This window comes from Collimonas sp. GW821-FHT07E08, from assembly GCF_059418905.1.
On the sequence record NZ_JBWKQR010000008.1, the window covers coordinates 81,161 to 103,961 of the forward strand.

The 22,801-nt window shown below is 59.9% G+C and carries 21 protein-coding genes and 1 tRNA gene; 3 read left to right on the forward strand and 19 right to left on the reverse strand.

Annotated elements, in window-relative coordinates:
- Positions 1 to 58: 58 nt before the first annotated feature.
- Positions 59 to 934 carry an ATP-binding protein gene (locus tag AC07RZ_RS11980; protein ID WP_494668068.1) on the forward strand — a complete coding sequence of 292 codons (876 nt, stop codon included), beginning with the start codon at positions 59 to 61 and terminating at the stop codon, positions 932 to 934.
- Positions 931 to 1,344, forward strand: a complete 414-nt coding sequence (gene mutT / locus AC07RZ_RS11985) for an 8-oxo-dGTP diphosphatase MutT (RefSeq protein WP_494668069.1) — start codon at positions 931 to 933, stop codon at positions 1,342 to 1,344. The genes AC07RZ_RS11980 and mutT overlap by 4 nt, the downstream gene beginning before the upstream one ends.
- A 21-nt stretch (positions 1,345 to 1,365) precedes the next feature.
- Here the strand turns inward: mutT and yacG are convergent, their stop codons facing one another.
- The 11 genes from yacG to AC07RZ_RS12040 all read right to left on the reverse strand — a co-directional run bounded on the left by yacG (position 1,366) and on the right by AC07RZ_RS12040 (position 12,324).
- Positions 1,366 to 1,554, reverse strand: coding sequence for a DNA gyrase inhibitor YacG (yacG, locus tag AC07RZ_RS11990; protein WP_014007902.1), 189 nt, complete (start codon positions 1,552 to 1,554; stop codon positions 1,366 to 1,368).
- A 21-nt stretch (positions 1,555 to 1,575) separates the two neighbouring features.
- Entirely contained in the window at positions 1,576 to 2,331 is a 756-nt protein-coding gene (gene zapD / locus AC07RZ_RS11995; RefSeq protein WP_092397040.1) for a cell division protein ZapD, read from the reverse strand.
- Between the two features lie 130 nt (positions 2,332 to 2,461).
- A complete protein-coding gene (coaE, locus tag AC07RZ_RS12000) occupies positions 2,462 to 3,115 on the reverse strand; it encodes a dephospho-CoA kinase (protein ID WP_494668070.1) in 654 nt (217 codons plus the stop codon).
- 6 nt (positions 3,116 to 3,121) lie between these two features.
- A complete protein-coding gene (locus AC07RZ_RS12005; protein WP_494668071.1) occupies positions 3,122 to 3,988 on the reverse strand; it encodes a prepilin peptidase in 867 nt (288 codons plus the stop codon).
- Positions 3,988 to 5,220, reverse strand: a complete 1,233-nt coding sequence (locus tag AC07RZ_RS12010) for a type II secretion system F family protein (RefSeq protein WP_494668072.1) — start codon at positions 5,218 to 5,220, stop codon at positions 3,988 to 3,990. Before AC07RZ_RS12010 ends, AC07RZ_RS12005 begins: the two co-directional genes overlap by 1 nt.
- A gap of 15 nt (positions 5,221 to 5,235) precedes the next feature.
- Complete coding sequence (gene pilB, locus AC07RZ_RS12015) at positions 5,236 to 6,960, reverse strand: type IV-A pilus assembly ATPase PilB (RefSeq protein WP_494668073.1); 1,725 nt, start codon at positions 6,958 to 6,960, stop codon at positions 5,236 to 5,238.
- A gap of 123 nt (positions 6,961 to 7,083) precedes the next feature.
- Positions 7,084 to 8,373, reverse strand: a complete 1,290-nt coding sequence (locus AC07RZ_RS12020) for an HlyC/CorC family transporter (RefSeq protein ID WP_494668074.1) — start codon at positions 8,371 to 8,373, stop codon at positions 7,084 to 7,086.
- A 110-nt stretch (positions 8,374 to 8,483) separates the two neighbouring features.
- Positions 8,484 to 8,560, reverse strand: a tRNA-Pro gene (locus AC07RZ_RS12025).
- Between the two features lie 80 nt (positions 8,561 to 8,640).
- Complete coding sequence (ispB, locus tag AC07RZ_RS12030) at positions 8,641 to 9,591, reverse strand: octaprenyl diphosphate synthase (protein WP_092397181.1); 951 nt, start codon at positions 9,589 to 9,591, stop codon at positions 8,641 to 8,643.
- A 202-nt stretch (positions 9,592 to 9,793) separates the two neighbouring features.
- Positions 9,794 to 12,136 carry a Tex family protein gene (locus AC07RZ_RS12035; protein ID WP_144739398.1) on the reverse strand — a complete coding sequence of 781 codons (2,343 nt, stop codon included), beginning with the start codon at positions 12,134 to 12,136 and terminating at the stop codon, positions 9,794 to 9,796.
- 8 nt (positions 12,137 to 12,144) lie between these two features.
- Entirely contained in the window at positions 12,145 to 12,324 is a 180-nt protein-coding gene (locus tag AC07RZ_RS12040) for a hypothetical protein (protein ID WP_494668075.1), read from the reverse strand.
- Positions 12,325 to 12,511: 187 nt separating this feature from the next.
- Between AC07RZ_RS12040 and aqpZ the strand changes: the two genes are divergently transcribed.
- Positions 12,512 to 13,207: an aquaporin Z gene (gene aqpZ, locus AC07RZ_RS12045; protein ID WP_092397026.1), complete on the forward strand. Its 696-nt coding sequence runs from the start codon at positions 12,512 to 12,514 to the stop codon at positions 13,205 to 13,207.
- A 66-nt stretch (positions 13,208 to 13,273) separates the two neighbouring features.
- Here aqpZ and prmC read toward each other — a convergent pair whose 3' ends face one another.
- From prmC to minE, 8 genes are all read right to left on the reverse strand, one after another.
- Positions 13,274 to 14,152, reverse strand: coding sequence for a peptide chain release factor N(5)-glutamine methyltransferase (prmC, locus tag AC07RZ_RS12050; RefSeq protein WP_494668076.1), 879 nt, complete (start codon positions 14,150 to 14,152; stop codon positions 13,274 to 13,276).
- Between the two features lie 13 nt (positions 14,153 to 14,165).
- On the reverse strand, positions 14,166 to 14,654 hold the full coding sequence (locus tag AC07RZ_RS12055; RefSeq protein WP_494668077.1) for a disulfide bond formation protein B: 489 nt from the start codon (positions 14,652 to 14,654) through the stop codon (positions 14,166 to 14,168).
- A gap of 106 nt (positions 14,655 to 14,760) precedes the next feature.
- The gene (prfA, locus tag AC07RZ_RS12060) at positions 14,761 to 15,843 is read right to left on the reverse strand and encodes a peptide chain release factor 1 (RefSeq protein WP_494668078.1); all 1,083 of its coding nucleotides are present in this window, start codon (positions 15,841 to 15,843) and stop codon (positions 14,761 to 14,763) included.
- Between the two features lie 97 nt (positions 15,844 to 15,940).
- Positions 15,941 to 17,230, reverse strand: a complete 1,290-nt coding sequence (gene hemA / locus AC07RZ_RS12065; RefSeq protein ID WP_144739394.1) for a glutamyl-tRNA reductase — start codon at positions 17,228 to 17,230, stop codon at positions 15,941 to 15,943.
- A 111-nt stretch (positions 17,231 to 17,341) separates the two neighbouring features.
- On the reverse strand, positions 17,342 to 19,741 hold the full coding sequence (locus AC07RZ_RS12070; protein WP_494668079.1) for a CHASE2 domain-containing protein: 2,400 nt from the start codon (positions 19,739 to 19,741) through the stop codon (positions 17,342 to 17,344).
- 36 nt (positions 19,742 to 19,777) lie between these two features.
- Complete coding sequence (locus AC07RZ_RS12075) at positions 19,778 to 21,448, reverse strand: FecR family protein (protein ID WP_494668080.1); 1,671 nt, start codon at positions 21,446 to 21,448, stop codon at positions 19,778 to 19,780.
- Between the two features lie 30 nt (positions 21,449 to 21,478).
- Positions 21,479 to 22,168: a response regulator transcription factor gene (locus AC07RZ_RS12080; protein WP_494668081.1), complete on the reverse strand. Its 690-nt coding sequence runs from the start codon at positions 22,166 to 22,168 to the stop codon at positions 21,479 to 21,481.
- A 381-nt stretch (positions 22,169 to 22,549) separates the two neighbouring features.
- Positions 22,550 to 22,801, reverse strand: coding sequence for a cell division topological specificity factor MinE (gene minE, locus AC07RZ_RS12085; RefSeq protein ID WP_092397013.1), 252 nt, complete (start codon positions 22,799 to 22,801; stop codon positions 22,550 to 22,552).

A 22,801-nucleotide genomic window follows, 5' to 3' on the forward strand; every position in this document is an offset into this window, starting at 1 on the left:
CAGCAGCGTTTTGCTTTGCGTCAGAATGGAAGAAATTCCATTTGTCACAGAACCAGCCATGACTCAATTAGATCAATTCCTGACCCGTGCCGAAGCCCTGCTGGCGCGGCTTGAATCCATCCTGCCGCAAGCCAAGGCGGCTCCCGACTGGCAGGCGGCTACCGCTTTCCGCTGGCGCCATCGGGGCGGCGCGGCTGGCGGTTACCTGCAGGCGGTGGGCCATATCTCCGATATTGCGCTATCGGATTTGCACAATATCGAAGTGCAGAAGCAGCAAATCGACCAGAACACGCGCCAATTCGTGGATGGCCGGCCGGCCAACAACGTGCTGTTGACCGGCGCGCGCGGCACCGGCAAGTCGTCCTTGATCAAAGCTTGCCTGAACCAGTACGCCCCCCAGGGTTTGCGCCTGATCGAGGTAGATAAGGACGATTTGGCGGCGTTGCCCGATATTGTCGACCTGGTGGCTGACCGCCCGGAGCGCTTCATCATCTTTTGCGACGACCTCTCGTTCGAAGAGGGCGAGAGCGGCTACAAGGCGCTCAAGGTGGCGCTCGACGGCAGCATTGCCGCGCAGTCGGACAATGTGCTGATTTACGCCACTTCCAACCGGCGTCATTTGCTGCCGGAGCGGATGTCCGATAACGCCAGCTACAAAACCACCGAGGACGGTGATTTGCATCCGGGGGAAACCGTCGAAGAAAAGATTTCACTTTCAGAGCGTTTTGGACTGTGGGTGTCGTTTTATCCGTTCAAGCAAGACGATTATCTCGATATCGTCGGCCATTGGCTCAGCCATTTCGGCTGCAATGCGGAGCAGATTGCCGAGGCGCGCGGCGATGCCTTGCGCTGGGCCCTGCAGCGGGCCTCGCGTTCGGGCCGGGTGGCGTGGCAGTTCGCCCGCGATTACGCCGGCCGGATGACGCCGCCATGAGCCTTCTTGAGCGGGAACCGGTCAATGTAGCCGTCGGCATCCTGATGAAGCCCAACGGCGACGTGCTGCTGGGCCAGAGGCCCGCGGGCAAGCCGATGGCCGGTTACTGGGAATTCCCGGGAGGGAAGGTAGAGTCGGGCGAGTCGATTTTCGACGCGCTCAAACGCGAACTGCTGGAAGAGCTGGGGGTCGAGATCGCTTCGGCCGAGCCTTGGTGCGGGATCGAGCATCAATATGCCCATGCGCACGTACGGCTGCATTTCTACATCAGCCGCGAATGGCGCGGCGAACCGCAAAGCCTGGAAGGGCAGGCGTTCTCGTGGCAAGGCAGTGTCGACGTCGGGCCTTTGCTGCCGGCGGCGATTCCGTTAATTGAATGGCTGGATGAATTGCGGCAGGAAAGCGTCTAAGCTGCCCGGTGAAATCGGCGACTATTGCGGCAGCTTGCCGTCATCGTCAATTTCATCCGGCGGATTGACAGCCGGAATCGCATATTTTTCTTCAGCCCAGGCGCCCAGGTCGATCTGCTTGCAACGCTCCGAGCAAAACGGCCTGAACCGGTTGGCGGCAATCCATTCAACTTTTGTGCCGCAAGTCGGGCAATCGACGGTAGTAGTCATACAAATCTATTCAAAAAACATTTAAAAATTGCAAAGAGTCAGCTCGAACGGCACATCGCCTTCATAGGCTTTCGGCTTCAGGTCGCCGCCCTGGGTGGTAAAACGTACCCACAGCATGTACTTGTTGGCCGATATCTCAGGGATGGCCGCGAGCCGCTCGTCGATGATCAAGCGCAGCATCTGGTAAGACTTTCCTTGCAGCATTTGCTGGTAACTGCCGTTTTGTGCATCTATCTTTACTGAACTTCCGGTTTCTCGCAGCAGTCGCAATACGATGCTGATAGCGTCGAACAATGGCGCCAGCGGCGCGAACCAGCCGATGATGTCGGCAAACCGCTGTTCGGCGGGGTGTTGCTGCCAGGCATAGTAGGAAGGCAAGTCGAATTCACAGGCGCCGCCGGGAATGATGGTGCGGCCGCGTATGCTCATCAGCCATTCATTCTCGCGGATATGCTGGCCGGTTTTGCCTTGGGTCGCCATCAGCGCCGTGCTGATCCTGTCGATTTCCTGCAGGATGGCGTCCAGCATGTCGGGCGCAACGTTGGGATTGGATTTAAAGCCGAGCAGGGTTTGTTTTTGTCGTTCCAGTTCTTGCAGCAAATCAGACTTCAAATCAGCGCGCCCGGCGACCTCCAGCATCTCGAAAATGGTGGATAGCGCGATATGGTGTTGCAGCGGACTTTCCTGCTGCACGAAAAAGCCGAATCGTTCATGCAGGTCTTCCAGCCGCAACAGGGTGCGAATGCGCTCGTTGAAAGGATATTCGTAGACGATCAAAGTGACATCCCTTAAAAATTTGAGCCGGATAAGACATGATTCTGAACGATGCGAACAGAAATTACAAATGCCCCCCTGTTTTCGACGTTGGGCGGAGGTTTCCTGCTGATATATATAAAGCTTTATACCATTATAGCGATCGGCTCAATGCCTGATATGACGCGTGTAGGCGCGTCACTTGCGGCAATAGCGCCGCAGGCCCGCTGTCATTGACGATCACATCGTCGGCGGCCTGCAGGCGTTGCTGCCTGGAGGCCTGGGTCGCCATGATGGCTTGCACTTGCGACAGGGTCATCGCGTTGCGCCGCATCACGCGTTCCAGCTGGACCTGTTCGTCGCAATCCACGACCAGTATGCGCTGCACCCGTTCTCTCCAGTTGCCTGATTCAACCAGCAGCGGCACCACGAAAATCAGGTACGACCCTTCGGCGCTTTCCGACGCGCGGGCGGTTTCGGCCCGGATCAAAGGATGCAGGATCGCTTCCAGGCGCCGTTTCGCCAACGGGTCCGAGAAAACATGGGCGCGCATCTTGGCTCTGTCCATGGCGCCGCCGGTATCGATGAAGGTGCTGCCGAATTCGGCGGTAATCGGTGCAATGGCAGCGCCGTCCGCCGCAGTCAGCCGGTGGGCGATGACATCGGTGTCGATGACAGCGGCGCCGTGCGCGGCAAACATGTCGGCGACGGTGCTTTTGCCGCTGCCGATCCCGCCGGTCAGGCCGACGCTGAATCTGGGTTTGGCTTGCGGCGGCTGGTCGTGGTTAGCCGCATCGTGCTGGTTCATACGACGTTAGGTAGCAAAACCGAAATAAGTTTCCAGAATTGTCTGGCCATAGAGCAGGGCCAGTAGGCCGGCGGCGGCCAGGTAGGGGCCGAAGGGGATAGGTTTGTCGCGTCCGCGGCGGGCAAAAACGATCAATATGATCCCGACCACGGCGCCCACCAGCGATGAAAACAAGATAATGATGGGCAGCATCTTCCAGCCCAGCCAGGCGCCGAGCGCCGCCAGCAGCTTGAAATCGCCGTAGCCCATGCCTTCCTTGCCGGTCAGCAGCTTGAACGCCCAGTAGATCGTCCACAGGCTCAGGTAACCGGCGGCGGCGCCGATGACGGCGTCGTGCAAGGGCACGAACAGGCCGGACAGGTTCAGCAGCAGGCCGATCCAGAGCAGGGGCAAGGTCAGGTCGTCCGGCAGCAGCTGGGTATCGGCGTCGATAAACGTCATCGCAATCAGCAGATAGACAAAGACCAGGGTCGACAGGCCGACCCAGCCGCTGCCGAAGTGCCAGATGAGCAGGGCCGACAACGCTCCGGTCAATGCTTCGACCATTGGATAACGTATCGAGATGGGGGTTTTGCAGGCTGCGCATTTGCCGCGCAAGGCCAGGTAACTCAGTATCGGCACATTCTCCAGCGCGCCGATCTGGTGTTTGCATTGCGTGCAGGCCGAGCGCGGCACCACCAGGTTGTAGCGCTCGGTATGCGGCAGCGGCTTGCCGCTTTCATGCGCGACATAATTGTCCGATTCACGCTGCATCATGATCGGCAGCCTGTGAATCACTACATTCAAGAAACTGCCTATCAACAAACCAAAAACGGCTGCCAGGACGGTGGGGAGCAGGCTCCCCGCCGCCAGGAAAAAAATCCCGTCTTGCATCAGACCACCGAACCCAGTTTGAAAATTGGCAGGTACATGGCGATCACCAGGCCGCCGATCAGCACACCCAGGATCACCATGATCAGTGGTTCCATCAGGCTGGACAAGGAAGCCACTGCATCGTCCACTTCGGCTTCATAGAAATCGGCGACCTTGCCCAGCATGTTGTCCAGCGAACCCGATTCTTCGCCGATCGAGACCATCTGTGTGACCATGTTCGGGAATACATTGGCGTTTTCCATTGCCGCGGTCAAGCTGGTGCCGGTGCTGACTTCGCTCTGGATCTTCTTCGTTGCGTCAAGGTAGACCGCATTGCCGGATGCGCCGCCTACCGAGTCAAGCGATTCGACCAATGGCACGCCGGCGGCAAACATTGTGGCTAAAGTACGAGTCCAGCGCGCGATCGTGGCTTTGCGTATGACCTGGCCAAAAATCGGCGTTTTCAATAACAACTGGTCCATGAAGCGCTGCACCTTGAGCGAGCGCCTCCAAGATTGAAAGAACAGGTATAAGCCGCCAAACAGGACGCCGAAGATGATGTACCAGTTAGAAACCACAAAATCCGATATCGCCATTACCACCAGCGTCGGACCCGGCAAGTCGGCGCCGAAACTTGCAAAAACCTGCTTGAACGCTGGAACCACCCAAATCATGATGACCATGGTGACGATAAACGCCACTGCCAAAATCGACACCGGATAGAACATGGCGGATTTGATCTTGCTCTTGATGGCTAGGGTCTTTTCCTTATAGATCGCCAGCCGCTCCAGCAGGTCTTCAAGAATGCCGGCCTGTTCGCCGGCGCCGACCAGGTTGCAGAACAGCGGGTCGAAGTACAGCGGGAATTTGCGGAATGCCTGGCTCAGGCTGGTGCCGGTTTCCACGTCGCCGCGAATATCGTTGACCAGTTTCGATACCGATGGATTGGCATGGCCCTTGGCCACGATATCGAAAGATTGCAGCAAAGGCACGCCAGCCTTCATCATGGTCGCCAGCTGGCGGGTAAACAGGGCAATGTCTTTGTCGGAAATCTTCTTCCCGCTGCGGAAGGTCTTCTTTTTGACCTTGGTGACCAGGATCCCCTGGCGCCGCATGGTGACGTTGACCACCGTCTCGCTGCCGGCGCGCAGCTCGCCGCGCACCATCTTGCCTTTTTTATCCCGGCCCTCCCAGAGGTACACCCACTCCTTGACCTGACGTGCGCTTGCGGCGCTGCGTGCTGCAGTTGCCATGAACTATTCCCCTAATTAGATATTGGTGCAGCCAAGCACTTCTTCGAGGCTGGTCAACCCTTGTTTAACCTTCATCAATCCTGATAAGCGCAGGGTCTTGACGCCCTCGCGCTTTGCCTGCGCTTCGATTTCCAGCGCCGTGCCGTGCGCCAGGATAATCCGTTCTATTTCTTCTGTAATCGGCATGATCTGGTAGATGCCGACCCGCCCTTTGTAGCCGGTGCCGTTGCAGCGTTCACAACCGACCGCCTTGTACGGCATCCAGGTGCCGTCGAGATCGTCTTCGGTGAAACCCGCTTCAAGCAAGGCTTCTTCCTGGATCGTGATCGGCTGCTTGCAGTTGCACAGGCGGCGCGCCAGCCGTTGCGCAGTGATCAGGATCACCGACGAAGCGATATTGAAGGCCGGCACGCCCATGTTCATCAGGCGTGTCAGCGTCGACGGCGCATCGTTGGTATGCAGCGTGGAAAACACCATGTGCCCGGTTTGCGCAGCCTTGATCGAGATATCGGCGGTTTCCAGGTCGCGGATTTCACCGACCATGATGATGTCAGGATCCTGCCGCAAGAATGCCTTCAGCGCCACCGGGAAAGTCAGTCCGGCACGGTCGTTGATGTTGACCTGGTTCACCCCGGGCAAATTGATTTCGGCAGGATCTTCGGCGGTGGAAATATTGATGCCGGGCTGGTTCAGGATGTTCAGGCAGGTATACAGCGATACGGTTTTGCCGGAACCGGTCGGTCCGGTCACCAGCACCATGCCGTAGGGGCGCTGGATGGCCTCCATCAGGATTTCTTTCTGGTCCGGGTCGTAGCCCAGCGCATCGATCCCCATCTGGGCCTGGCTCGGGTCCAGGATACGCATCACGATCTTTTCGCCGAACAAGGTCGGCAAGGTGCTGACCCGGAAATCGATCGCGCGGGTCTTCGACACCACCAGCCGCATGCGGCCATCTTGCGGCACCCGTTTTTCCGAGATGTCCAGCTTGGAGATGACCTTGATGCGGGACGCCAGTTTTTCCTTGATCGACAGCGGCGGCTGCGCCATGTCGCGCAAGACGCCGTCGACACGGAAACGGATACGGTAGAATTTTTCAAACGGTTCGAAATGCAAATCGGACGCGCCCTGGTTGATGGCGTCAGTCAGTATTTTCTGCAAAAACCGGACTACCGGCGCATCGTCGATATCGGTGGCCGCCGCATCGGCGACAGCCACTGCGTCTTCTTCGACGAAATTGATTTCCTGTTCGTCGCCGACCATCTCGCTCAGGCTCTGCTCTGCCGATTTGACCAGTTTCTGGATCTGCTTGAGCAGGATCGGATGCTCGACGATGATAGGTTCCACCGTCAGTTCGGTCTGGAACTTGATCTGGTCCAGCGCCTGGATATTGGTCGGGTCGGACAGGGCGACATAGATCTTGTTGCCGCGCTTGGCCAGCGCCAGCACCGCATGGCTTTCCATCAGCTTGGCGTCGATGGCCTTTTCCGGCAGCATGCCGAGATTGAGCACGCTCAGGTCCAGCTGCGGGTAACCAAAGGTCTCGGCGCAAAACAGGGCGAGCGAACGCGCATCCAGGTGGCCGCTTTCCAGCAAGGCTGAAATAAACGGCGTTTGGCTGTCGCTGGCTTTCTTGTGCAGGGCCTCGAGCTGGGGGACGGAAAGACGTCCGGCTTGCAGCAATGCGCGGGCAAGTCCGGAGATCGGACTGGTGGAATTTGCGTTGGGAAATACTGCTGCCATAGGGGGGTCAATACCAAAAGATGTGCCGAACCATTCGAACCGACCAATGATGCCCTACGGGAAACTCACTTGTAAAGGATTTGTGAAGAAATGTGTCGTAAAAGTTGCCATCGGGCAGTTCTTTCAGTGTTCTTGTAGTTTATTCGGTCGCATCAATTTGGCAACCTTGATCGCCTGGTTTTGCACTTGCACGATTTCTATGATGCATCCGGCAATTTTCAGGCTGACATTGTTGTCAGGGATGTCCTGCAGCCATTCCAGCAGCAAGCCGTTCAAGGTCTTCGGACCGTCGAGCGGGAAATTCAAGCCGAGGCGCTTGTTGATATCGCGCAGGGTTGTCGCACCCTCCAGCAGGCACTGGCCTTGCGCGTTCCAGGAAAAACTGTCGGCGCGGGCCGCGCCCGGCTTGGACGTAGTGAATTCACCAATCATTTCTTCGATGATGTCTTCCAGGGTAACCAGGCCCTGCACTTCGCCGTATTCGTCGACGATGATGCCGAGCCGTTCATGGTTTTCCTGGAAATATTGGAGCTGCGTGAAAACGTCGGTGTCTTCCGGTACGAAATAGGGCGTAGTGAGCAGCTGGCGGAAATGCTCCACCGTCAGTTCCTCCTCCTGGTTCAGCAAGGCCATCGCCTTGCGCACATGCAAAATGCCGACGATCTGGTTGATTTCACCTTCGTACACCGGCAGCTTGTTGTGATAACAGGTGGTCAGCTGGTGTTTTATGTCGTCCACCGAGGCCGACAAGTTCAGCGCCTCGACTTGCGCCCGCGGCGTCATGACGTCTTCCACCGAAATTTTTTCCAGGTCGAACAGGTTCAGCAAGATGCTTTTGTGTTTTTGCGGCATGAAATTGCCGCCTTCGAGCACGATGGAGCGCAGTTCTTCCGGAGATACCCGCTGTTCCAGCGCGTGCTTGCCGGTTTTGATATGCAGCACCTTGAGGATCGAAGAGACGAACAGGTTGACGAACCAGATCAGCGGCTTGGCCAATGTCATCAGGGGCTTGAGCACGAAACTGGTCGGCAGGGCAATGCGTTCAGGATAGGTTGCGCCTATCACTTTTGGCGTGATTTCGGCGAATACGATCAGGAGGAAGGCGACCGCGGCGGTCGCGATGGTGATCACTTTCTGGTGATTGCCGAATGTCGTAATGGCAATCGCCGTCACCAAGGCAGTAGCCAGGGCGTTGACCAGGGTGTTGACGATCAGGATCAGCGACAGCAGCTTGTCGGTCCGTTCCAGCAGCCAAAGCGTCGTCGCGGCGGACTTGCTGCCGCGTTTGGCCAGGTGGCGCAGGCGATGCTTGTTGGCGGCGACCAGGGCGGTCTCCGCCATTGCAAAAAAAGCCGACAGGAAAATGAGTACGACTAGTGCAAGTATCTGCACCCATATGGGCACGGCATCCAAAGGGTCACCGTAAAAAATTAAACTCATTGCGGGACAGAGTTTAAGAGCCACCGTAGCGTGGCGAATTACCCATTTCTGGGCGACTCTGTCCCCAACTGTTTATGGTTGTATGGTCGGGGTGAGAGGATTCGAACCTCCGGCCTCTACGTCCCGAACGTAGCGCTCTACCAGGCTAAGCTACACCCCGATCTAGCTGTCCAATGATTTGGACAGGTTTTGGGGCTGGGATTCGCACCATGGCGAAGCAACAGTCCCCGTGCTGAGTCCTTAGTGGTTCCTATCCACCGCGAACGCAGATAATTGTAGCAAAGAATCCTTGAACTGACTATTTGGCAACCCGGAGATCGCCGCTGCTGCCCGCTGCGCCGCTTTTTCTGCTTCGTGCCTGGTGTAGTTCAGTGCACCCGAACTGGTGATGGCGGCGAGGATTTCATCGAAATGCTGTTCGTCGCCGTTTTCGATGCAGCTGCGCACCAGCGCGCGCTGCTCTGCGCTGCCGTGCTCCATCAGGTAAATCAGGGGCAGGGTCGGCTTGCCTTCACGCAGGTCGTCGCCGACATTCTTGCCGATATCGCTGGCGTTGCCGGAATAGTCCAGCACATCGTCGATCAGCTGGAAGGCAGTGCCGAGCGAGCGGCCGTATTCGCCCGCAGCGTCGATCACATCGTCGCCGGCGCCCGCAATCAGGACGCCCAGCTGGGCCGCCGCTTCAAACAGCTTGGCGGTCTTGGAGCGGATCACCTGCAGGTAGTTTTCTTCGGACACGTCCGGGTTGTGCATGTTCAGCAATTGCAGCACTTCGCCTTCAGCGATGACGTTGGTGGCGTCGGCGACGATCTGCATCACGCGCGCATTGTCGACCGCCACCATCATCTGGAAGGCGCGCGAATACAGGAAGTCGCCCACCAGCACCGAGGCGGCGTTGCCGAACAGGGCATTGGCGGTCTGGCGCCCGCGCCGCAGGGAGGATTCGTCGACCACGTCGTCGTGCAGCAAGGTCGCGGTGTGGATGAATTCGATCACCGCCGCCAGCTCGTGGTGTTTTTCGCCGCTGTAGCCGTAAGCCTGGGCCATCAGCAATACCAGCACCGGACGCAGGCGCTTGCCGCCGGCGCTGATGATGTATTCGGCAATCTGGTTCACCAGCGGCACTTCGGAATGCAATTGCCGGCGAATCACCGCATTGACCGCTTCCATATCGGCCGCGATCGGGGACATCATGAATTGTGAGGATGAGGTGTTGGGAGCGGCTGACAAAATAAAACCTGTTGGAAATCGATTGTGCCGTGATTATACGATGACAGCCACGATTCGGGCCCGTTGCCCCTAAATTGACTCTGGCCCGAACTGGTATTGGCGCCGCCCGACAGTGCCGGCCCGATAAGCGCGGCACGGCACTGTCCAGTTTCGGCGGACATTGTTATCCCTTTAACTTTGCAAAGGCGGCGGCCATGGCGCTGCTGGCCGGCGCCGGCGCCGCCTGCCGTTGCTGGGACAGGCGCTTGGCGTCGTTGCGGTCGGCGCGCTGCTCCGGCCTGGCGCCGGCGACCGGGGCGTTGTCGGACAGGCGCATGGTCAGCGCGATGCGCTTGCGCTTTTCGTCGACTTCCAGCACTTTCACCTTGACCACCTGGCCGGCCTTGACCACGCTGTGCGGATCCTTGACGAAAGTATTCGAGAGCGCCGAAATATGCACCAGGCCATCCTGGTGCACGCCGATGTCGACAAAGGCGCCAAACGCCGCCACGTTGGTGACCACGCCTTCCAGGATCATGTCGGGACGCAGGTCGCGGATTTCTTCGACGCCGTCCTTGAACGTCGCGGTAGTGAATTCCGGGCGTGGATCGCGTCCCGGTTTTTCCAGTTCCTTGAGGATGTCGGCGATGGTCGGCACGCCGAATTTTTCATCGGCGTATTTGGCGGGATTGAGCGATTTCAGCAGCTTGTCGTCGCCGATCACGCCTTTGACGTCTTTCTTGATGTCGGCCAGGATCTTTTCCACCAGCGGATAGGATTCCGGATGCACCGCGGAACCGTCCAGCGGATTGTCGCTGTTCATGATGCGCAGGAAACCCGCAGCCTGTTCAAAGGTTTTGTCACCCAGGCGCGGCACGTCGCGCAGTCCGGCGCGCGAGGTAAACATGCCCTTCATGTCGCGATAGGTGACGATGCTCTGGGCGACGCTGGCGTTGAGTCCGGAGACACGCGCCAGCAGCGGCGCCGAGGCGGTGTTGACGTCTACTCCGACCGCGTTCACGCAGTCTTCCACCACGGCATCCAGCGAGCGCGCCAGCTGGGTCTGGCCGACGTCATGCTGGTACTGGCCGACGCCGATCGACTTCGGATCGATCTTCACCAGTTCCGCCAGCGGGTCTTGCAGGCGGCGTGCAATCGAGACCGCGCCGCGTAAAGAGACATCCATGTCCGGCAATTCGCGCGAGGCGAATTCAGACGCTGAGTACACCGATGCGCCGGCTTCCGACACCACGATCTTGGTCAGCTTGAGTTCCGGCCGCAGCTTGATCAGGTCTTGCGCCAGCTTGTCTGTTTCACGCGATGCGGTGCCGTTGCCGATTGAAATCAGCGACACCTTGTGCTTCTCCGCCAGCTGCGCCAGCGTGTGCAGCGAACCGTCCCAGTCGTTGCGCGGCTGGTGCGGGTAAATCGCGGTAGTGTCGACCACCTTGCCGGTGGCGTCGATCACAGCCACCTTGACGCCGGTGCGCAGGCCGGGGTCGAGGCCCATGGTGGCGCGCGGGCCGGCCGGCGCCGCCAGCAGCAGCGCTTTCAGGTTGCGGGCGAAGACGTTGATCGCTTCGACTTCCGCCGTTTCGCGCAGCTTCGTCATCAGCTCGGTTTCCAGGTGCATGAAGACCTTGACGCGCCAGCTCCAGCGCACCGTGTCGCTCAGCCATTTGTCGGCGCTGCGGCCTTTGCTGCTGATGCCGAAACGGGCAGCGATGCGTCCTTCGCAAGGATTGTGCGGGGCATCCCATTTCGGTTTTTCTTCTTCCGTGTCGAGGCGCAGCACCACATTCAGGATTTCCTCGCGGCGGCCGCGGAACAGCGCCAGCGCCCGGTGCGACGGAATGGTGCCGATGGTTTCGGAATAATCGAAGTAGTCGGCGAATTTTTCGCCGGCGTCCTGTTTGCCTTCCACTACCTTGGATTCGACCACGCCGTGCTCTGTCAGGTATTCGCGCAGCGCCTGCAGCAGCGCGGCGTCTTCGGAAAAACGTTCCATCAGGATCTGGCGCGCGCCGTCGAGCGCGGCCTTGGCATCGGCGACGCCAGGATTGTCGCCGTTGTCGGTGCTGAATGCCGGCTTCAGGTATTTGTCGGCTTCCTGTTCCGGGTTCAGTTCGGGATTCGCCAGCAATGCATCCGCCAATCCGGTCAAGCCGGCTTCCGCGGCGATCTGGGCCTTGGTGCGGCGTTTCAGTTTGTACGGCAGGTACAGGTCCTCGAGCCGGGTCTTGTCTTCCGCCAGGGAGATCGCCTGCAGCAGCGCGGGCGTCATTTTCCCCTGTTCTTCAATCGAGGCCAGGATCGCGCCGCGGCGTACTTCCAGCTCGCGCAGGTAGCGCAGGCGCTCTTCCAGCAAGCGCAGCTGGATATCGTCGAGACCGCCGGTGGCTTCCTTGCGATAGCGTGCGATAAAGGGCACGGTGGCGCCTTCGTCCAGCAGGGCGACGGCAGCAGCGACCTGGGCCGGCTTGGCGGCAAGTTCAAGGGCGAGACGTTGTTCGATCGAAGGCAGCATGAGGAATCTTAAGAGTGAAAATCAAGCGTTGGATCATACGCAATCCAGATAATTCCGCCAGTCTTGACAGCCAGAAAAGAACCCGGCCCGAAAATCCGCTCAGCCGAAATGCTTGTCATATCACCATAGTTTTGTTTCCCAATGGTATTATTTACGCCGCCAGGGCGCTGCCTGCGTGCATGTTTCATAGATCGCTGCCGGGTAAGCCTGGCCAGATGCGGGGAAATGGTTGTAAATGAAAAAGATTGTTAAATGATAATTTTTTTCTTGTTTGTCGATGAGTCAGCAAATATGCTTGTGGCCAAATGCGGCGGGGCAAAGACCTAAAGCCCGTCGTTCATCAATCACACGGTAGTATTTCTTCGGGAGTCAAATATGCATCTTTCTAAACGTCTGGGCGCGGAAGCCCTTGGCACATTCTGGCTGGTCCTGGGCGGTTGCGGCAGCGCTGTGCTGGCGGCCGGATTCCCGGGCCTCGGGATCGGCTTCCATGGCGTCGCCCTGGCTTTCGGCCTGACCGTGCTGACGATGGCGTTCGCCATCGGCCACATTTCCGGCTGCCACCTGAATCCGGCAGTCACGCTCGGACTGGCTACCGCCGGCCGTTTCCCGAAGAGTGAAATCCTGCCCTACTGGGTGGCCCAGGTCGTCGGCGGCATCATCGCTGCCGGCGTGCTGTACCTGATTGCTACCGGCAAAGCGGGCGCGGAGATCGGTAATTTCGCCGCCAACGGCTATGGCGACCATTCGCCCGGCCTGTATTCGATGAATGCGGCCCTGATCTCGGAAGTGGTGATGACCTTCATCTTCCTGATCGTGATCCTGGGAGCGACAGACAAGCGTGCGCCGGCCGGCTTTGCACCGATCGCGATCGGCCTGTGCCTGACCCTGATCCACCTGATCAGCATCCCGGTCACCAATACTTCGGTCAATCCGGCGCGCAGCACCAGCCAGGCGCTGTTTGTCGGCGGCTGGGCGTTGCAGCAGCTGTGGCTGTTCTGGCTGGCGCCGCTGGTCGGCGCAGTGATCGCGGGTATCGTGTATCCGGCCATCTGGGGCGAGAAAGAGTGATGTCCTGATCCTGCATGGATGTAAAAAGCGCGGCACGCCGCGCTTTTTTGTTTTCCGGTTGCCGTTCTAGCTTAGGGCCCGGCGCCTGCCGCCGCTGACACGTTCTATGCCGGCGATATCCTGCCAGCTTTGCACGGCGTCGAACTGTTGCGCCTGCAACAGTCCGCGCACCGCCGGCGCCTGGTCGTAGCCATGTTCCATCAGCAGCCAGCCGCCATCTTTCAGGTGGCCGGCCGCGCCGTCGACGATGCTGCGCAGCGCGCTCAAGCCGTCCGCATGGTCGGTCAGCGCGTCCTGCGGCTCGAAGCGCAGGTCGCCCTGCGCGAGATGGCTGTCGCCGGCAACGATATACGGCGGATTGGCGACGATGACATCGAACTGCTGGCGATCCAGCGCGCCATACCAGTTGCTTTGCAATAGCTGCATCGGCGCCTGGCCTGGCGCCAGGTGGCGCGCGGCGTTGCGGCCGGCCACCGCCAGCGCGGCGGCGCTGACATCCAGCGCAGTGAGCTGCAGGTCGGGACGGCTATGGGCGACGGCGACGGCGATGGCGCCGGAACCGGTGCCCAGGTCCAGTACGCTTAGCGTCTGCCGGGCGCCGGCAGCGGGCAAATGCTGTAACGCCAGGTCGACCAGCAGCTCGGTTTCAGGGCGCGGGATCAGGACGTCCGGGGTGACTTCGAACTGCAAGCCGTAGAATTCGCGCTGGCCGACAATGTAGGCAATCGGCTCGCCCAGCAGGCGCCGTTGAAACAAGGCCGACAGCTGCTGCGCCTGCTGCGCATCGATAACCCGTTCGTCCTGGGTAATCAGCTGTATCCGCGACAGCTGCAGCGCATGCATCAGCAGGATGCGGTTTTCCAGCGGGTTGAGCGGCGCTTGCTTCAATACCGCGGCGATGCTGTCGCCCGCCTTTATTGCAAACGTGTCGAAAATCCCGGCCATCGCGTCGCGTCGTTCAGTAACGGCTGTTGCGTTTGAACAGCGTGGCGACCAGGATCACTATCAGCACCACAAACCAGAGCAGCGACCATTGCGGGATCGACAGGCCGAGGATAGGGTCGTAGGGCGTCGAGCAGAGCGCATAAGCGTCCACCTTGAACACCGACGGCAGCAAGGTGGCTGGCGGCAGCGCGTTCATGGGTGCTTCCAGCGCATCCCGGCCGCACGAAACCGAAGGATGGGCGATGATCCACAGATGCCAGATGGCGGTGCCGGCGCCGCCCAGCCCTGCCAGGATGCCGATCCCCGCACCGGCTTTTTGGACCCCGGCCGGCAGGCTGGCGCAAATCAGGCAAATCAGCGCGATCGCTGCGAATGCGTAACGCTGTATCACGCATAGCGGGCAAGGCTGCATGTCCTGGTAGTGCTGCAAATACAGTGCGCCGGCCAGGATGGCAAGGGCGATGAAAGCGACTGCAAGCAAAACGGATTTGGATGTTTTCATTTTCGGGTATGAAGTTGAGTCGATGAGAGCTTATTTGCCGTGCGTCTGATGCTGCCTGGGCTGCTTGGTTCCGCGCCTGGCGTTAGCATATGCGATTTTCAGATATTCAGAGCGCGTCGCCCAGCGCCGCCAGCAAGTCGGCCTGGTGCTCCGCTGCCAGCGCATTGGTCAGTTCTTCCAGGTCGCCGTCCATGATGAAATCGAGCTTGTACAAGGTCAGGTTGATGCGGTGGTCGGTCATCCGGCCTTGCGGGAAATTGTAAGTGCGGATGCGCTCGCTGCGGTCGCCCGAGCCGATCAGCGATTTGCGGGTCGCCGCTTCTTGCGATTGCTGCGCGCGCAGCTGGCCATCCTTGATCCGCGCCGCCAGCACTTTCAGGGCTGACGCCTTGTTCTTGTGCTGGCTGCGGTCATCCTGGCACTCGACCACAATGCCGGTCGGCATATGCGTGATGCGTACTGCGGAATCGGTCTTGTTGATGTGCTGGCCGCCGGCGCCGGAGGCGCGATAGGTGTCGATGCGGATATCGGCCGGATTGATGTCGACGTCGCCGACTTCATCCGCTTCCGGCATGATGGCGACGGTGCAGGCCGAGGTATGGATGCGGCCCTGGGTTTCCGTGGCCGGCACCCGTTGCACGCGATGGCCGCCGGATTCGAACTTGAGCCTGGAGTAGGCGCCGAAGCCGATCACGCGCACGATGACCTCCTTGTAGCCGCCGATTTCCGATGGCGATTCCGACACCATTTCGACCTGCCAGCGGTTGCGTTCGGCGAAGCGCGTGTACATCCGCAGCAGGTCGCCGGCGAACAGCGCCGACTCATCGCCGCCGGTGCCGGCCCGGATTTCGAGGAAGATATTGCGCTCGTCGTTAGGATCCTTGGGCAACAGCATCTTCTGCAGGTCGCCTTGCAGCTGTTCCATGCGCGCTTTCGCCGCCAGGATCTCATCCTGGGCGAATTCCTTCATGTCGGGGTCGGACTGCATTTCCTGCGCCGCGGCGATATCGGCGTCGGCTTGCAGATAAGCCTGGTACAGCTCGACCAGCGGCCCCAGCTCCGCATGTTCGCGCGTCAGCTTGCGATAGCTGTCCATGCTGGCGGTGGCGTCTTCCTGCATCAGCAGGTCGCTGACCTCGACCAGGCGATTGGCGAGTTGGTCGAGCTTGGCGAGCATTGATGGTTTCATGGCGGGTTTCAGTCAGGGCAAGGCGAATAAAAATGGATGGGTGCAGCAGTACGCAGGGCGGCGCGGTTGCTCGCGGCCGTGCGGGAGGGCAGGTGCGCTAACGCTTGGTGCGGAACAGTTGCGGCAGGAGGGCTGCCAGGCGCGCGCGCTCGTCGCCCTGGGCATTGTGCAAAGCCTGTTGCGGGCCGTGCATGAACTTGGCGGTCAGGCCTTTGGAGAGCGCTTCCAGGACCACTTCGATATCTTCGCCCTTGGCCAGCATCTTGCGGGCGCGCTCCAGCTCGAGCCGGCGCATGGCTTCGCTTGATTCCTGCAGGTCCTGGATCAGCGGCACCACCGCGCGGTTATCCACCCAGTGCATGAACGACTGCACGCGGGTTTCAATGATGGCTTCGGCCTGCGCTACCGCGGCCTGGCGATTTTCCATGCCGGTTTGCACGATCGAACCGAGGTCGTCGACGGTGTACAGGAAGATATCGTCGAGGCGGCCGATCTCAGTCTCGATATCGCGCGGCACGGCCAGGTCCAGCATGAACATCGGTTTGTGGCGCCGTGCCTTGACCGCGCGTTCGACCATGCCGAGGCCGATGATCGGCAAGCTCGACGCGGTGCAGGAAACAATGATGTCGAACCTGCCCAGCTGCGTCGGCAGGTCGGCCAGTCGGATCGCCTGGCCGTTAAAGCGGTGGGCCAGCAATTCGGCGCGTTCCAGGGTACGGTTGGCGACCGTCAGGGATTTCGGATTTTGCGCGGCAAAGTGCGTGGCGCACAATTCGATCATTTCGCCGGCGCCGATGAACAGCACGTGCTGGCCGGCGACAGTATCGAAAATCCGTTCCGACATGCGCACCGCGGCGGCAGCCATGGAGACGCTATGGGCGCCGATCTCAGTCGTGCTGCGCACTTCCTTGGCGACCGCGAAGGTCCGCTGGAACAGCTGGTGCAGGTAAGTGCCGAGGCCGCCTGCAGCTTCTGCATGGCGCACGGCATCCTTCATCTGGCCAAGGATCTGCGCTTCGCCCAGCACCATCGAATCGAGCCCTGAAGCCACCCGGAACGCATGGCGCACGGCATTATCTTGCGGCAATGTGTACAAATGCGGGCGTAAATCAGCGTAGGGCAGCTGATGGTAATGCGCCAGGAAATGTGCGGTGGAATCGATAGAGGCGTCGACGCCGTGCTCGAAATTGGCGGCCGCATACAGCTCGGTGCGGTTGCAGGTCGACAGGATGGCCGCTTCATCCGACATGCTCGCCGCATTGCCGCCGCTGAACCAGGCGCGCGCCGCCATCACCGCCTGACCGATCTGGTCAGCCGGGAAAGCCACCTTTTCGCGCAGGGAAACGGGCGCGGTGGTGTGGTTGAGTCCGACGGTTAGCAGGTGCATGGATGCGGTTGGCAGCAGGGTTGGCAACGAACTGGGGCAATATTGTTAACCCAAGATTATACTCTTTGTAGCCAAGGAGGAAATTCCAGCTTCGCCGGCGCCGGCCGCAGCTCAGGTGAGGGCTGGCAAAGTTACAATAAAAGTGCTGCCTTCGCCTAACGTGCTTTCCAGCGAGATCTCGCCGAAATGCCGTTCCACCACGGTTTTGACGAACACCAGGCCGAGGCCGGTGCCGTCCGAATGCGGCTGGCCCGGGGCGCTGACGCGCTGGTAGCGCTGGAACAGCCTGGCCTGGTCGTGCGGGGCAATGCCAAAACCGTGGTCGGCGATGCGGCAGACTACCTGCGGCAGCAATTTCACGTATTTCAGGCGCAAGGTGCAGGTAATCCGGGTATCCGGCAGGCTGTAGCTGATGGCGTTGGAAATCAGGTTGCACAGTGCGCGCGCCATCAGCGAGCGATCGATGTTGGTCAGGAATTCCTGGCCTTCGATATCCGTGATCAGCTCGATCTTCTTGTTGTTGGCAAGGCTCCACATTTCATCGACGGCGTCATACAGCACATCCTGGAAATCCACTTCTTCCAGCCGGTATTCGGACGATTCGGCGCGCGCCAGCTGGACAAAGTTGTCCGCCAGCCCCAATGTCTTGCGCGCCGCCTGTTCCAGCCGCGCGAAAAATTCCTTCTGCGGCAGCGCCGAGGACGGGTTGCCTTGCAGTTCGAGCAGAGCCAGGATCGAGGCTTGCGGCGCGCGCATGTCGTGCGACAGGAAGCGCAGGGTTTCATCCCGGCTGCGTTCGGCGGCGCGGATGATGGTGATGTCGACGATGCTGACGATCCAGCCGGTCAGCACCTGGTGCGCGGAGTGGCAGGGACCGCTCTTGATCAGCAGGTCGCGCCCTTGCTGGTCTTGCACCGTGGTGCCGCTGGTGAGGGTGGCTACATGCTCGAGATCGATCAGGTCCCACCAGCTGAAGACATGGCCGGCCGCGGTGTTGCCGGCCTGCGGCGTGCTCATGTTGGAGAACAGGTAAGGCAGCAGCGCACCGTCGATATTCCGTATGCCGGCGGCGGCGAAATAATCCCGTGCAAACTGGTTCGACACCAGCACATGGCCGTCGATGGTGGTGATCAAGGTGGCGTCCGGCAGGCTGTTGACGCTGTCGGAAATGAACTGGCGCAAATCGCGCACCCGGCGCGCCGCGACCCGCATGGCGTTGATGCGCTGCTCGAGCAAATCTTCCACTTGCTGCGGCGCCGGTTCCGTATTTACTTCAGGGAGCAGATGCGGCTCCTGGTCCAGCAGCATGAACTCTTGCCCGAGATAGGAAATCGCCGATTCGAGGCGGATCCAGTTCCATATGGGATGAGCGATGGCGAGCGCGATCAAGGCTGCGGTCGGGGCAATCCAGATTCCCAGCGTCAGCAGCAGATAGCTGACCGCCATCGTCAGCAGCATCAGGGTGGCGGTGATCAGCAAGGAGATGCGGGGTGTCCACAGCAGGTAGCTGGAGAGCGCGATCAGGACCGGGACGATGCTGAACAGCGCGGTCTGCAGCGGGCGGGCGATGCTGATCGATTTGTGGTCGAGCAGGCCGGCCAGGATGTTGGCGTTGATCTCGATGCCTGGCATGACGCCGGAGGTGCCCGAAACCGGCGTCGGGAAAGTATCCGCCATGCCGAGCGCAGTGGCGCCGATCAATACATATTTGCCGGTGAAAAACTGGTCCGGCACGTCGCCGCGCAGTACCGAGGCGTACGGCACGGAACGGAAATGGCCGCTGCCGCCGGCGAACGGGATCTGGATCTGGTAATCGCGCTGCCAGCTGTCCGTCTTGTGCGGGCCGGGCTCAACCGGCGTTTCGCTCAACCGCGCACCTGGCAAGTTGCCATTGGCGCCGGTGATCCTTTGGCCGGCGACGCCGGCCAGCGCTACCGCAAAATGCGGCCACCATTGGTCGTCCTGGCCTTCTCGCAGGAAGACGCTGCGCACCACGCCGTCGGGATCGAGCTCTAGATGTATGTGGCCGACGCCGCGCGCTGCGTTGAGGAAATCCGGCGTCGGCGGCAGGGCTTTCAGGCCGGGACCGGCGCTGGCGACGACGATCGGCAGCACCGTCAGCTTGCTGGCCGCAAGCGCCTTGGTCAGCGCGCGGTCATCGGCGCGCTGGCCGGGAGACTGTCCCTGTTCGGCTTCCGGCATGATCACGTCGAGCCCGATCGCCAGCGGATTGGCGTGCATGATCCGGTTCAGCAGCTTGGCGTGCAGGCTGCGCTCCCAGGGCCAGCGGCCCAGCTTGCTGATGCTGTAGTCGTCGATGGCGACGATGATGATGTCGTCGCGCGCCGGCCGCGAATCGGCCCGCATGAACTGGTCGTACAAGGTCCGGTCAAGGCGGCCGAGGCCGTTCACGTAGCCCATGCTGCCGGCCACGATCAGCATCAGGACGGTGATCGCCATCCATTGGCGAAACGCCACGCGTTTAATGAGCGGGATGACCTGCTTGATCATGAACAGTCGGCTTGAGGATGCATGGTCGTGGCAGGCTTAATATCCGGTCTGGGTCTGGCCGCCGACATTGAGCAAGGGCGAACCGTCGCTGGTGACCCAGCGGCTGCCGATGTACACTTTTTGCGAGGGTGAAAAGGGACCGATGTAACCGTCGGCATCGATCGCCTTGATGCGGATGAAATAAGTACCGTTGTCCGGACGCGGGACGACGATCTCCGGCGTCGCCGTGGTTTGTGTCAGCAGTAATGCCGAGTAGCCGGCGTCGCGGCCGATTTCAACCACGAAAGTTTGTCCCGGTTCAGCGCTCCAGCGGAACGACAGGTCGCCGTCGACCGCGTCGGCGATCTTGGGAACCTGCAGCGCCGGCAGCAGGTTGAAGCGCTGCGGATCGCCGTAAGGCCCCTGGTCGCTGCCCTTGCCTTGTTCGACGATGGTCGCCACGCGCCAGAAGTAAGTGCCCAGCGCCAGTTTGCCGGCATTGAATTGCGGCCCAACCACGGCTGGCTGGTCAAGCACCAGCTGCTTGAATTCGGCATCGCTGGCGACTTGCAGATGGTAGGCCTGCGCGTTGCCGACTTCGGCCCAGCTGAACATCACATCGTCGGCGCGCGATTTGTTTTTTGGCTCAATCGAGATAGGCGGTTCGGGCCGCGCCTTCAGTGTAAACGCACTGGTATGCGGAATCCCTTGCAGGCCGCTCTGGCCGAGCGCGGTGATGCGGACGAAATACTTGCCATCCTCAAGCCCGTTGATCTTGAGTTCGGTGCTGTCCGATTCGGCCTCGCTGACGATATTGCGCGCATCGGCATCCGTGGCGATTTGCGCGCGATAGCCGCGCGCCCCGGCGACCGGGCTGACGCTAAAGCGCACCGTGGGCCGTTCCTGCAGCTGCGGACTGCCGCTGAGCTGCGGCGCGGGCAACAGCGCGACCGCCTTGCCGACTCCTTTGGCGTTGGTGACGTTGCCTTGTCCTGGATGCAGGGTCAGCGCCGGCGCCTGGTTGTTCTTCGCCACCGCGACACCGCCGCTCAACACTTCGGTCATGACCCTGTCGCCGACCAGGTCGACGCGGAAATCGGTGCCGCGCACGCCGGCCACCGCCAGCGGCGAATGGACTTCGAAACGGCCTTTGTTCTTGTCCAGCGGCGAGACCTTGGATTCGACCCGGCCTTTCAGCAGCGTGATTTCAGTGCGCGGGCTGTTGGTGTACCGTGCAGTGCGCAGCTTGCTCAGTTTTACCTGGCTGTTGGACGGCAGGGCGACATGCGATTGATCCGGCAGGGTGAGCGACAGGAAGCTGTTGCTGCCGGTATTGATGATGGCGCCTTCGCTCAATGTGGTGCCGATGTTGATTTCTATCGGCCGGCCATCCGCGGCGACCGCATCGATATTGCCGGACATGGCGGCTACCTGGGCCGTGCTCGGATCGTCCGGCAGCAGCGCCACAGGAATGATGATGGCGGTGCCGACCGGGATCGTGCGGTCATTGCCGATGTGGTTGAGTTTCGCCAGCTGCACCCAGTTGTTCTTGCTGGAAGTCAGCTGTGCGGCGATCACGCCCAGGGTGTCGCCAAGCTGCGCGCGATAGGTAATCGTCGCGGCACCCACCTGCAGCGCAGCCGGATCCAGCGCCGGCGGAGCAGCAAACAGCGGCGGCCCTGCAAGGCAGAGCGCCAGGAAAGCCATTTTGGTGAGTGTGGTGCGCATATCTGTCTATCAGCGCAACCGAAACGCGCCTTATCCTGTGAGTTGTTCTAGTCGATAACCGTAGCTATAAACCGGAGCCAGTCGATAGCCGTTTTCTGGTCGTAATTGTAACTTACTCCGCACCCGCGAGACGTGGGTATCCATGGTACGGGAAGGAATGTCGACGTCGCGCGACCAGACTGCTTCCAGGATATAGGCGCGCGATAGGGGGCGGCCCATGTTGCGAAAAAACAACAGCGCCAGGTCGAATTCCTTTTGCGTGATCTCGATCGGCTTGCCGGCCAGGGTCAGGCGGCCCGAGCGTGTTTCAAACAGGTAATCGTTAAATACGATCTGTTCGCTCGAATTCTGGATCGGATAGGCGCGCCGCAGCAAGGCTTGCACGCGCGCCACCAGTTCGCTGCGGCGGATCGGCTTGATCATGTAGTCGTCGGCGCCGGCGGCCAGGCCTTCGACAATGTCATCCTCGCCGGAACGGCTGGTGATGAACAGCACCGGAATGGTTTTGGGAAGTTTGTCTCTCACCCAGCGCAACACCTCCGGGCCGCTGAGATCAGGAACCTGCCAATCCAGGACCAGCATGTCGTAGCTTTCCCGACGCAGCTGGTTCAGTATTTCTTTGCCGCTCTGGAATGGATGGCAGATATGCCCACTGGATGTGAGCACCTGGCAAACTAGATCGGTTTGACTGGGGTCGTCATCAAGGACAGCAATTCTCATATTTTATATATGTTAGGTGATTTCAGCGCTGGAGGCCGGCATCGGTGTTGTGGCGAGTACAAGGAGTATATTAATCTTATTGCTACATTGCTGTAGATAAATATTCTATATATTTCCAGTGTCTTTCAATTGCCACAAAAAAATAAATAATTCAGCGGTGCCGGATGCTTTTGGCAAAGCCGATGCCAACAATTTAACCGAAGCGGTATTTGTTTGGCGATATATGCAATCGTCATACAGTGTATGACGGGATTTGTAAAATTCCACCAGCGGTGTTGAATAACGAGAATCTGCCCCAGGCCATCGATCCTGGCTGGTCATTGCGCGGATTGCCGCCAGCGCGGCATTGCGCCGAATTCGGCTTCAGCCTGCCGTATCGGCTTATGCGTCTGGCAGCACCACGTTCACGTCCAGCACTTCCAGATTACCCTGGCGATCCAGGGAAATCTTGATGTCGTCGGCGTTCACCTTGGTGTATTTCGAAATCACTTCGATCAGTTCTTTGTGCAAGGCCGGCAGGAAGTCATGGCCCTGGCGGCCATTCCGTTCGCGCGCAATGATGATTTGCAGGCGTTCCTTGGCCGCAGACGCCGTTTTAGGCTTGCTGGTAAACAAGAACGAGAGCAATGCCAT